Here is a 10209-nt window from a genome sequence, read left to right on the forward strand (position 1 = left end):
GGCTGCTGGGGGCCGCCGGGGGGCTGCTGGGCGTCTGCCTAGCAGCCCTTCTTGGCGCCGGGCGCCGGTGACGGGCTTGCCGTCGCCAGCACCTTGAGCGCCTTGGCGGCCGCCTTCTCGGCGGACAGCTTCTTGAAGCCCTTGCCGATCATCACGTCGACCGTCGTACCGGACCGCTTGGCGTCGACCTTGGTCACGGTCCCCGTCACCTGCGCGCTCACCACCTTGAGGGCGGCCGTTGCCTTCGTACCGCCGAGCAGCAGTGCGGACTGCGTGACCTTGCGGTCGTACTCGGGCGGCGCGTTGCCGAAGGTGCCGATCTTGAAGCCGCGGGCGGCGAGCTGGTCGGCGGTGTCCTTGGCCAGGCCGCTCTTCGACGTCGCGTTGAAGACGTTGACCGTGATCGCGCCGGGCGCGGGCAGCGCGGTGGAGGCCGGCGAGGCGGCCGCCGACGCTTCCGACGGCGACGCCGAGGCACGGCACTGCTGCTTCTTCGCTGCGGCCGCCTGGGTGGCTCCGTCGCCCTTGCCCTGACCACCGCCGCCGAAGACGTTGATGAGCTGCAGTGTGCCGTAGCCGATCAGGCCGACCACGACGACCGTCCCGACGAGGGCGAACAGCAGGCGGCGCCGGCTTCTGGGGCGGCGCATCCGCGGGTACTGGTTCCCGGTGATGCGGTACTTCCCGCCCATGCCGGGGGGAGTCAGCATGCTCATAGGCGCAGCGTAATGCGGGATGCGCCCCAGGCCTACTAAACGATCAACCAATAGGGCGCAGGTGAACCCGAAAGGACGAACGGCGGACTGACCGGACGTCAGCCGCGCGTGTCATCAGGGTCGTCAGAGCGGTCGGAGTCGCTATCGGCGGCGCTGTCGGACTTGCTGTTTGACTCGCTGTCGGACTCGCCGTCAGGGTCGCTCCGGGCGTCATCGCGGACTCAGTCCATTTCGAGCACGCGCGCGTGCAGCACCTGCCGCTGTTGCAGTGCGGCGCGTACGGCGCGGTGCAGCCCGTCCTCCAGGTAGAGATCGCCCTGCCACTTCACGACATGCGCGAAGAGGTCCCCGTAGAAGGTGGAGTCCTCGGCCAGCAGCGTCTCCAGATCCAGCTGCCCCTTCGTGGTGACGAGCTGGTCGAGGCGTACCGGGCGCGGTGCGACGTCCGCCCATTCACGGGTACTTGTCCGGCCATGGTCGGGGTACGGCCGCCCGTTTCCGATGCGCTTGAAGATCACACGGAAAGCCTACCGGGCAAGCGCGTACGGGCGCAGCAATGGCGCGGGAGTGCGATGGTGGGCAAACCAGCCGATACCGGGAGCTATGCCCATGCCGACGGAGCCGCAGGACGCCGTTGTCGCCGCAGAGACCATCGCCAAGGGGTACACCTTCACCGGCCCCGCTCTTGACCTCGGCGCCCTCCTCTGGGACGGCGCATGCCTGCCCGACGCCCCGATCCGCCTCCCCCTCGGCGTACTCAACCGCCACGGCCTCGTCGCCGGCGCCACCGGCACCGGCAAGACCAAGACGCTCCAGCTCATCGCCGAGCAGCTCTCCGCCGCCGGCGTCCCGGTCTTCCTCGCCGACATCAAGGGCGACGTCTCCGGCATCTCCGCCCCGGGCGCGCCCGGCGACCGTACGGCCAAGCGCGCCGCCGAGGTCGGCCAGCAGTGGACGCCGGCCGGCTTCCCCGCCGAGTTCTACGCCCTCGGCGGCATGGGCGCCGGCATCCCGCTGCGGGCGACGGTGACCAGCTTCGGGCCCGTCCTGATGTCGAAGGTCCTCGGCCTCAACCCCACCCAGGAGCAGTCCCTCGGCCTGATCTTCCACTACGCCGACACCAAGGGCCTGGAGCTCATCGACCTCAAGGACCTCCGCGCCGTCGTCACCTTCCTCACCTCCGACGACGCCGGAAAGAAGGAACTCAAGACCATCGGCGGCATCTCCCCCGCCACCGCCGGCGTGATTCTGCGCACCCTCACCGCCTTCGAGGCCCAGGGCGCGGGCGCCTTCTTCGGCGAGCCGGAGTTCGACACGTCCGAGCTGCTGCGCACCGCCGCCGACGGCCGCGGCATCGTCTCCGTACTGGAACTCCCCGAGGTCCAGGACCGGCCGCAGCTCTTCTCGACCTTCCTGATGTGGCTCCTCGCCGACCTCTTCGAGGACCTCCCGGAGGTCGGCGACCTCGACCGGCCCAAGCTCGTCTTCTTCTTCGACGAGGCCCACCTGCTCTTCAACGACGCCTCGAAGGCCTTCCTGGACGCCATCACCCAGACCGTCCGCCTCATCCGCTCCAAGGGCATCGGCATCTTCTTCGTCACCCAGACCCCGAAGGACGTCCCCGGCGATGTCCTCGCCCAGCTCGGCAACCGCGTCCAGCACGCCCTCCGCGCCTTCACCCCCGACGACGCCAAGGCGCTGCGCGCCACCGTCCAGACCTTCCCCCGCTCCCCCTACGACCTCGAGGAGCTCCTCACCACCCTCGGCACGGGCGAAGCCGTCATCACCGTCCTCAGCGAAACCGGCGCCCCCACCCCCGTAGCCGCCACCCGCCTCCGCGCCCCCCAGTCCCTCATGGGCCCCGTCGACCCCACCACCCTCAGCGCCGCGGTCGAGGCGTCCCCCTTGTACGGGCGCTACGCCCAGGCGATCGACCGCGAATCGGCGTACGAAAAGCTCTCGGCGCCGACAGCGGCCCCTGCGCCCCCGACCCCTGCCGCCCCCGCGAAGAAACCCGCCCCCGCCAAGGAACAGCCCGGCGTCGTCGAGCAGGTCGTCGGCAGCGGCGCCTTCAAATCCCTCGCCCGCTCCATCGGCACCCAGCTCGGCCGCGAGATCACCCGCTCCCTCTTCGGCACCTCCAAGCGGTCCCGCCGCCGCTGAGCCCAAGGGCCAAGGGCCCAAGGGCCCAAAGCAAAGACCCCCCACGCACCCGCCAGAGCTCACCTACCCTTGCTGCCTTCCGGCCCTGGGGGAGTTCAGCGAGATAGCGCCACGTGAGGGGCTGCGCTCAGCCTACCCGATCGGATCACCTGGGATCGAGTTCGCTAGCACCCCCTCGCGTCTTGTAATGTTTGCCGCGGAGGATTCGCCTAGTGGCCTAGGGCGCACGCTTGGAAAGCGTGTTGGGGGCAACCCCTCACGAGTTCGAATCTCGTATCCTCCGCACCCGCCCACCAGGGCAAACGTCGGCCCCGGCAGCCTAGCTGCCGGGGCCGACGTTGTTCGAGGGTTGCAGTTTGGGTTGCAGTTGCCGAGATCAACCGCTGGGACGAACATGCCGTCGGCCGGTCGACCCCCTCCGAGCGACCGAAGATCAACTACGAGGGCCCCACTGCAAGAGTCTGATCAAGCTGTCGGACCGGGTACAGCCCCGGGAGCAGGCCGCGCTACCGAGACTCCGCCTCGCAGAAAGCCTTCAAAGCGCGGCTGCGGTGCCCTGTCGCACGGCCCCGTCGACAGGGCCAGAAGCCAAGTAGCATTATCTGCTTGAGGTGACGGGTCCTCAGCCGACCCTCGGTGAGAAGGTAGGGGAACGTGGCAGCTGAGCCGATGCCCACGAAGCCGATCAGTCCGGCCGCGTACGGTGCGCTCGAGACCTCCCTCAAGCACATCTTCTGGTACAAGAACGACCTCGAAGGCTTCATCCGCCGGTGGACCAAGGGATACCCGGAGCTCATTGCTGAGCTCGATTTCTCTGGCTACAAATGGCAGACCGCCGACGAGTTCGTGGACCGGCTGCACGCCAACGAACGGCGATACGGCGACCTGGCTATCAGCCTCATGACCGAGGTTTCGGAGATGACGAGTTTCCCCAAGCTCAAACGGCACGAGGATGCCGACATGCTGATCACCGAAGCCCGGGAGGCAGTGGCAGCACTGAAGAGTTGCGTCGACCGGCACCGGGGCCTCATCGCGGACGAGGCCCGCTTCACGAGCGACCTGGCGGACCACCGCGCGGCGACCGAGAGCCGCCGCAGTTTTGCCCAGCGACTTTCGGAGTTGAAGGACGAGTTCTTGCGCTTGGAGGCAGAACCCAATCGCCAGAAGGCCGGACGTGAGTTCGAGCCATTCCTCAACCAGCTCTTCCGCCTGTTCGACCTGGACCCACGGCTGTCCTACAGCCTGCCTTACGAGCAGATCGATGGATCCATCACCTACGACACCGACGTGTACATCGTGGAGGCGAAGTGGTTGAAGGAGCCGGTTGAGGTCCATTACCTCGGCAGCTTCGTCGAGAAGGTGCGGCACAAGGGCAAGAACGCGCTCGGCTTGTACATAAGCGTGCGCGGGTTCACGAAAGGCGCCAAGGAGCGCTACGCCGAGGGGACGTGCTTCATCACGATGGAGGGCGTCGACCTCTTCGCAGTGCTCGACGGGCACACCACGCTCGATGAGCTGCTGAGCCGCAAGAAGCGGCACGCCAACGACACCGGCAGTTGCTACTACCCTGCCTCGCTGATGATGAGTGAGTGACTCGTTGCGGCTCTGCCGCAACGCTGGGCCTGCGCTGTGGTGCCGAGCACGGTGGGCGATACAAACCGTCGAAACCTACCGGTGGAGCAAGGGCCCGGTCGGGTGACCGTGCCCTCGCCCTTGCGGATGCTCTGATCAGTCAGCACCCTGCCCCCAGAGCAGGCCGCCGACCTTGTCGGCGGTGTCCCTGAGGACCCGGCCGGTCAGATGCTGGTACCGGCGCCGCATGCGGGCGGACTTACCAGGCTCCCAGCCCATGATCGCGTCGACGATGGTGTCCGAGACCCCGAGGATCAGAAGAACCGTTCCTGCGGTGTGGCGGGCGTCGTGCAGGCGGCCCTCGCGGATGCCCGCCGACTTCAGCAGGGCCTTCCACTTGTGGTGGTCGGTGTTCGGGTTGAGCGGCTCGCCCGTCGGCGAGGTGAAGACGTACCCCTTCTCCACCCACAGGTCGCGGGCGATGCGACGCTCGTGCTCCTGCTGGTCTTTGTGCTGCGCGAGCAGCTTGATCAGAGGGTCGGGAACGCCGATGGGCCGACGGCCGGCGCGGGACTTGGTGTCCTTCGTCTCCCGGCGGATGTTGATCTTCTGGGGGCAGTAGCCGGGCTTGCGTCCGCAGCGGTCGCCGCATCCGTGCTTGTAGCGGGGTCGCAGCCGGCCACGGTGGACGACCAGCACGCCGAGGTCGAGGTCGACGTCGGCCCACTTCAGACCGAGTACCTCACCCTGCCGCAGCCCGAGGGCCAGGGCGATGACCCAGCGCGCCGCGTTCCGCTGCTTGTCGGCCTCTTCGAGGAGGCTCTGGATCTCCTCGACCGAGTACGGCTCGACCTCTTCCTCTTCCAGGCGGGGAGCCTTCGCGATCCTCGCCGGGTTCACGTTGAGATGCCGTCGGCGTACCGCTTCGTTGAGGGCGGTGCGTACGGTGCGGTGGACCTGGTGGGCGGTTCCGGCTGAGCTGCCGTTGTCCTGCATCTTCTTGTAGAAGCGCTCCAGGTGCTCCGGCTCCAGCCTGTCCAGGCGATGGGCGCCGAGGCCGGGGATGAGGTGGTGGTAGACCGCGACGCGGTAGCCGTCGATGGTGTTCTCGGAGACGTGCAGTGCGGCGATGTTCTCGACCCAGTGGGTCAGCCACGACTCAAGCGTCCAGACCTGACCGGCCTTGCGGACGTTGCCGGAGTCGCGCTGCCGCTCCAACTCCCGGACCGCCTTGGTCACCTCGGGGCGAGTCTTGCGCTTGACGTGGCGGCGATCGGACTTGCCGTCGTCCTTGACGCCGACGGTGACGTAGCCATGCCACTTGCCGTCCTTGCCGAGGTAGATGGTGGAGGCGCCGTTGGGCTGGCGGGACGTTCCCTTCTTGGCCATGGTCCGCCCCCTCAGGCCGCGGTGGTGAAGTCGGCGGCGGTGAGGCGCTTGGCGAGGAAGTCGCCCACGGCCTCGGCGGGTATTCGGCGCAGACGGCCGATCGTGACGGACGGGATCTCGCCGGAGGAGACGTACTCGTACATCTTGGTGCGGCCGATGCCGATGCGGCGGGCGGCCTCCTCGACGGTGAGGGCGACGAGGGTGGGGTCGCCGGGCGTGTTGCCGCGAGCCGTCATGAGGGCGAGGAGGTCGTCCTCGCAGATGCCCAGGAGGTGGGCGATCTGGGAGATGGGCAGGGGGTGCTGAGGCAAGGGAGGCTCCATGCCCGGCGGACCTTTTGGGACGGCAATCCCTGGTCTGCCGGTTGATCGTTCTTGGATGGGCGGTTGTGGGTGTGCGGGGTTCCTGGGTCCTGGGCGTTCGCAGCGCTCAGGGGCAGGCGGGGTGATGGCAGTGGGGTTATTCGCCTTTGCGGTGGAGTTCGTGGGGTTGGGGGAGGTTGATGGTGTCGTGGGCGAGGGCGTTGGAGACGACGGTGTCGACGTCGTCGGCGATGTCGGGGTGGTTGTCGAGGTAGATGTCGAGGGCGTCGCGGGCCTGGGTGAAGGCGAGGTTGGCGCGTTGGACGTCGCCCCAGGCGCGGCGGATGACTTCGACGAGTTCCATGGCTCTGGCGTGGGCGGCCAGGCGGGGAGGCCCGGCGAGGCTGTCGAGGGAGAGGCCGAAGATCTCGGCGAAGCCGATGGCCTCGTCGAGGTTGACGCGGCGTTTGCCGTTTTCGATGCGCCAGACGGCGGAGGGGTTCATGTCGTAGCCGGCGGCGTTGAGGCGGTCGGAGACGGCGTTGGTGCTCCAGCCGCGCGTCTCGCGTTCGAGCTTGATGCGGACGGCGAGGTTCTCCTCGCCGCTGAGCGGCGCGGACTCCTCGGGCGGGGCGTCGTCTGTCACCGGGTCGACTCCTCCTTCTCGTAGTGGCTCTCTGCGGTTTGCAGCAAGGTCAAAACAGTAGCATGCCTCTGCGGATTGCAGAAATGCTCTGCGAATCGCAAGGTGGGTGGTACTGTTGATCTCCACCACCGAACCGACTTGCGAGAGACGCCCAGAGACGACAGAACCCCCGGCGCTGCGAACGCCGGGGGTTGAAGCAGAAACCTTGACGACCGCCCATCCAAGAACGATCAACCGGTAGGCCGGGATTGCCGTCCCATATGGCCACCGGGTAAGGAGTCTCCGTGCCCCAGGGTACGACGCCCCCACCCAACCCCGCATCCCCCGCCCGCCACGCCCTGCCGAAAGCGGGGTCGTGAACTGTGGCGCGCATCCGCACCATCAAGCCCGAGGCCTTCGCCTCCGAATCCCTGGCCGCCGTGTCGCTGTCCGCCGAGCGGACCTTCTTCGGGCTGCTCACCCAGGCCGACGACCATGGCCGCTTCCGCGACCAGGCCGCCGTCATCACCGGACTGCTGTGGTCACTGCGCCCCGACCACAGCCCCATGGACGTGGAGAACGACCTCGCCCAGCTCGCCGACGCCGACCTCATCTGCCGCTACGCCGGCCAGGACGGCAAGCGATACCTGCACATCGTCACCTGGCACCTCCACCAGAAGATCAACCGCCCCAGCGGCGTCCGCAACCCCGCCTGCCCCCACCACGACACCGCCCAGAACGGGGTCCCCTCACCTCGTACTCGGGGAGCCGTCACGGAGGACTCACTGAGCCCTCACGTACCCCTCAGTGAGGGCTCGCGGAATTCCATCACTCCCTCCGTGAATCTCGAAGGCCCAGGTCAGAAGGTTCTTAGCGACTCCTCAGTGAACCCTCACGGAGGACTCCGTGAGTATGCGGTGAGCCCTCAGGGTCCGGATCTAGGACCTAGGATCTTGGACCTAGGATCTGTTCCTTCGGGGGGCGCAAGCGCCCCCGCGCCCGAGATCGTCTCTGCCCGGCAGCTGATCCGCGAATACGTCACCGGGTGCGCCCATCGGCCGCCCGAGAAGTTCCTCGGCCACCTCGGCCGGGAGATCAACGAGCTCCTCGCCGAACGCATCGACCCCGCCCACATCCGCGCCGCCCTGGACCGCCTGCGCACCAAGGGGCTCAGCCCCAGCGTGCTGCCGAGCCTGGTCAACGAGGTCATGAACGCACCCGCCGCAGCCGCCGGAAAGGTGCGGCAGGGATTCTCGGCTACCGTGCACCGCCACACGCCGTGGACCAACCCCACGGACCCGGCCGCCTACGACGAGGAGCTGTGACCATGGACCCGCAGACCCTCGGCACCACCGCCCTGGCCAGCCGCCTGTCCGGCATCCTCACCGCCCGTGGCATCACCCCCGACCTGTCGGCCCACCTCGGCCCCGTCGCACCGGCTGGCGGCCATGTCGCGGCCCTGCAGGCGGCGGAGGTGCGCATCCCGCCCCGCTACCAGGCGGCCCTCGCCGACCATCCCCAGGTCCAAGCGTGGATCCAGCAGCTCATCCGCGCCGCCCGCCCCGGCCCTGACGGGACCTCGGGTATCGCCCGGGGCGGGTCGCTCCTGCTGGCCGGGCCCACCGGCACGGGCAAGACCCACCAGGCGTATGGAGCGATCCGCAGCCTGCTGACCGCCGGGGTCCGGTTGCGCTGGTACGCCACTACCGCCGCCGACCTGTACGCCAACCAGCGCCCCCGCCAAGGCCACGACGGCGAGCGCGACCTTCAGGCCCTGATGCGCTGCCCGCTGCTGGTCCTGGACGACATCGGCGCGGCCAAGGCCAGCGAGTGGACCGAAGAGCTGACCTACCGGCTCATCAACCACCGCTACGAGCAGCTTCTACCGACCCTGCTCACCACCAACCTGCCCATCCGGGACCTGCGCGCCGGCCTCGGCGACCGCATCACCTCCCGCCTGGCGGAGATGACCGAGCGGGTCACCCTCACCGGCCCCGACCGCAGACGCCACACCGCCGCCTGACCGGCCCGCCGCACCCCCTTCACCCCGGCACCAGGCGCTTCCTCGCCCGGACACCGCCACCCTTACCCGCGCCGAGCGGCGGAACCGCCCTGCCCGCGCCCGGCCGCCCCCACCTGATTTCGGAGTTCGCATGCCCTCTACCACCCCGCCGTCCACCCCGACCAGTCTGCGTGAGCGCCGATGGCGTCGTCCCCTGTGGTTCGACCGGCTAATCGTCATCGCCCTCGGCACCTCCGCGTTCGTCCTGTCCTTCAACTCCCTGCGCCAGGTCGCCGTCGCCATCCACACCGCCCCGGCCTTGAGCTTCCTGTTCCCCATCGTCATCGACGGCTTCATCGCGTACGGGATCCGCGCCCTGCTCGTCCTGCGCGAGGCGTCCCTCGGCGCCAGGCTTTACGTCTGGGCCCTGTTCGGCGCCGCCACCGCCGCCAGCCTGTGGGCCAACGCCCTGCACGCCGTCCGCCTCAACGGACCCGGCGTCCACGTCCTGACCCTCGGCAACCACACCGTCGCCGTCCTCTCCGCCATCGCACCCCTGGCCCTCGGCGGAGCCACCCACCTCCACATCCTCGTCACCCGCCACGCCACCCACCACGAACCCGCACCCACACCAGGTGAGGCGACGGCGACGGCCGAAACCCCGTCGACCATGATTCCGGCCGAGCCAACAGCGATTCCGGCCGCACGACTGGGCGCGATCCCGACGGACGCGCGACCGGAGCTGTCGAGCGCTCCCCACGAGCCGACCACTGGATGCGTCGAATCCACCACAAGGAGCGAATCGGACGCGGCGGCCGACCTTCACACGGACAGCCACGAGCCCGCAGTTTTCGAAGACGACCCTGGTCAGCGCGAGGACGGTGATTCCGGCCACCGTGAACAGGTCGCACGGGGCGGTCGCCGGGCAGAGGCAACCATCGAACAGCTCGCCCAGATCGTCGCCCAAGCCCACCCCGATTCCGGCCCGCTGACCCGCGCCATGGCCCGCCGCGCCATCGAAGCCCAAGGACTATCGGCGGGCAACGAGCGCATCACCGAGGCCCTCCGGCAACTCCAGCACGGTGAAGCGGCCCGGCCGCACCCCAACACCGACTGAACCGGCCAACCACGCGGGGTGCCCGGAGAACCGGCCGCCAGTTCCCCGGGCACCGCACCTCGTCACCCAACACAACGTCCAAGGCCACCCCCACCGCCAGCCAGGTCAGCAGAACCCGCCCGTCTGCGCGTCCCACCGCACAAGGAACAGCCGTGAACCAGCCCCAGCCCGCCCCATCTGCCCGTCCATCCACCACCGTTGGCGGAGCAAGCTACTGCGGTGGACCGGCCCAAAGGGTTGGCACCCCGCCGGGGCGCCCCCCCGGGGGGGGGGGGGCGGGGGGGTAGCCCTCGGGGGGGCGAGGGCGCCCCCCCGCCCGCCGG

Annotated in this window: 10 protein-coding genes, 1 tRNA gene and 1 other RNA gene; 6 read left to right on the plus strand and 6 right to left on the minus strand. The window is 68.9% G+C overall.

The genetic code is table 11. The annotated features are described in order from the left end of the window. Positions 1–38: 38 nt before the first annotated feature. Both ACFXJ5_RS06775 and ACFXJ5_RS06780 read right to left on the minus strand, forming a co-directional pair. Positions 39–716 (minus strand): LytR C-terminal domain-containing protein, encoded by a 678-nt coding sequence (locus ACFXJ5_RS06775; protein ID WP_384627807.1) that lies wholly within the window; start codon positions 714–716, stop codon positions 39–41. 221 nt (positions 717–937) lie between these two features. Then, positions 938–1234, minus strand: a complete 297-nt coding sequence (locus ACFXJ5_RS06780) for a type II toxin-antitoxin system VapB family antitoxin (protein ID WP_127361428.1) — start codon at positions 1232–1234, stop codon at positions 938–940. Between the two features lie 91 nt (positions 1235–1325). Here ACFXJ5_RS06780 and ACFXJ5_RS06785 point away from each other — a divergent pair, with 91 nt between their 5' ends. Then, a complete protein-coding gene (locus ACFXJ5_RS06785; protein WP_384627810.1) occupies positions 1326–2879 on the plus strand; it encodes a helicase HerA-like domain-containing protein in 1554 nt (517 codons plus the stop codon). A 29-nt stretch (positions 2880–2908) separates the two neighbouring features. Here ACFXJ5_RS06785 and ffs read toward each other — a convergent pair. Next, an RNA gene (gene ffs, locus ACFXJ5_RS06790) (signal recognition particle sRNA small type) lies at positions 2909–3005 on the minus strand. A 72-nt stretch (positions 3006–3077) separates the two neighbouring features. On the opposite strand from ffs, the gene ACFXJ5_RS06795 reads away from it, so the two are divergent. Then, positions 3078–3162 (plus strand) — tRNA-Ser (locus tag ACFXJ5_RS06795). A 371-nt stretch (positions 3163–3533) separates the two neighbouring features. Next, entirely contained in the window at positions 3534–4472 is a 939-nt protein-coding gene (locus tag ACFXJ5_RS06800) for a restriction endonuclease (protein ID WP_384627813.1), read from the plus strand. Positions 4473–4607: 135 nt separating this feature from the next. Here ACFXJ5_RS06800 and ACFXJ5_RS06805 read toward each other — a convergent pair whose 3' ends face one another. From ACFXJ5_RS06805 to ACFXJ5_RS06815, 3 genes are all read right to left on the minus strand, one after another. Further along, the gene (locus ACFXJ5_RS06805) at positions 4608–5840 is read right to left on the minus strand and encodes a tyrosine-type recombinase/integrase (RefSeq protein ID WP_384627816.1); all 1233 of its coding nucleotides are present in this window, start codon (positions 5838–5840) and stop codon (positions 4608–4610) included. Positions 5841–5851: 11 nt separating this feature from the next. After that, complete coding sequence (locus ACFXJ5_RS06810; RefSeq protein WP_384627819.1) at positions 5852–6151, minus strand: helix-turn-helix domain-containing protein; 300 nt, start codon at positions 6149–6151, stop codon at positions 5852–5854. A 148-nt stretch (positions 6152–6299) separates the two neighbouring features. Continuing rightward, positions 6300–6788 carry a helix-turn-helix domain-containing protein gene (locus tag ACFXJ5_RS06815; protein WP_384627822.1) on the minus strand — a complete coding sequence of 163 codons (489 nt, stop codon included), beginning with the start codon at positions 6786–6788 and terminating at the stop codon, positions 6300–6302. Positions 6789–7150: 362 nt separating this feature from the next. Here ACFXJ5_RS06815 and ACFXJ5_RS06820 point away from each other — a divergent pair, with 362 nt between their 5' ends. The 3 genes from ACFXJ5_RS06820 to ACFXJ5_RS06830 all read left to right on the plus strand — a co-directional run bounded on the left by ACFXJ5_RS06820 (position 7151) and on the right by ACFXJ5_RS06830 (position 9886). Further along, positions 7151–8092, plus strand: a complete 942-nt coding sequence (locus ACFXJ5_RS06820) for a hypothetical protein (protein ID WP_384627824.1) — start codon at positions 7151–7153, stop codon at positions 8090–8092. Positions 8093–8094: 2 nt separating this feature from the next. After that, positions 8095–8790 (plus strand): ATP-binding protein, encoded by a 696-nt coding sequence (locus ACFXJ5_RS06825; protein WP_384627826.1) that lies wholly within the window; start codon positions 8095–8097, stop codon positions 8788–8790. A gap of 130 nt (positions 8791–8920) precedes the next feature. Beyond that, complete coding sequence (locus tag ACFXJ5_RS06830; RefSeq protein WP_384627829.1) at positions 8921–9886, plus strand: DUF2637 domain-containing protein; 966 nt, start codon at positions 8921–8923, stop codon at positions 9884–9886. The last annotated feature ends 323 nt before the right edge of the window (positions 9887–10209 follow it).

Source organism: Streptomyces sp. NPDC059373 (genome assembly GCF_042751495.1).
In the GTDB taxonomy this organism is placed as follows: Bacteria; Actinomycetota; Actinomycetes; order Streptomycetales; family Streptomycetaceae; genus Actinacidiphila.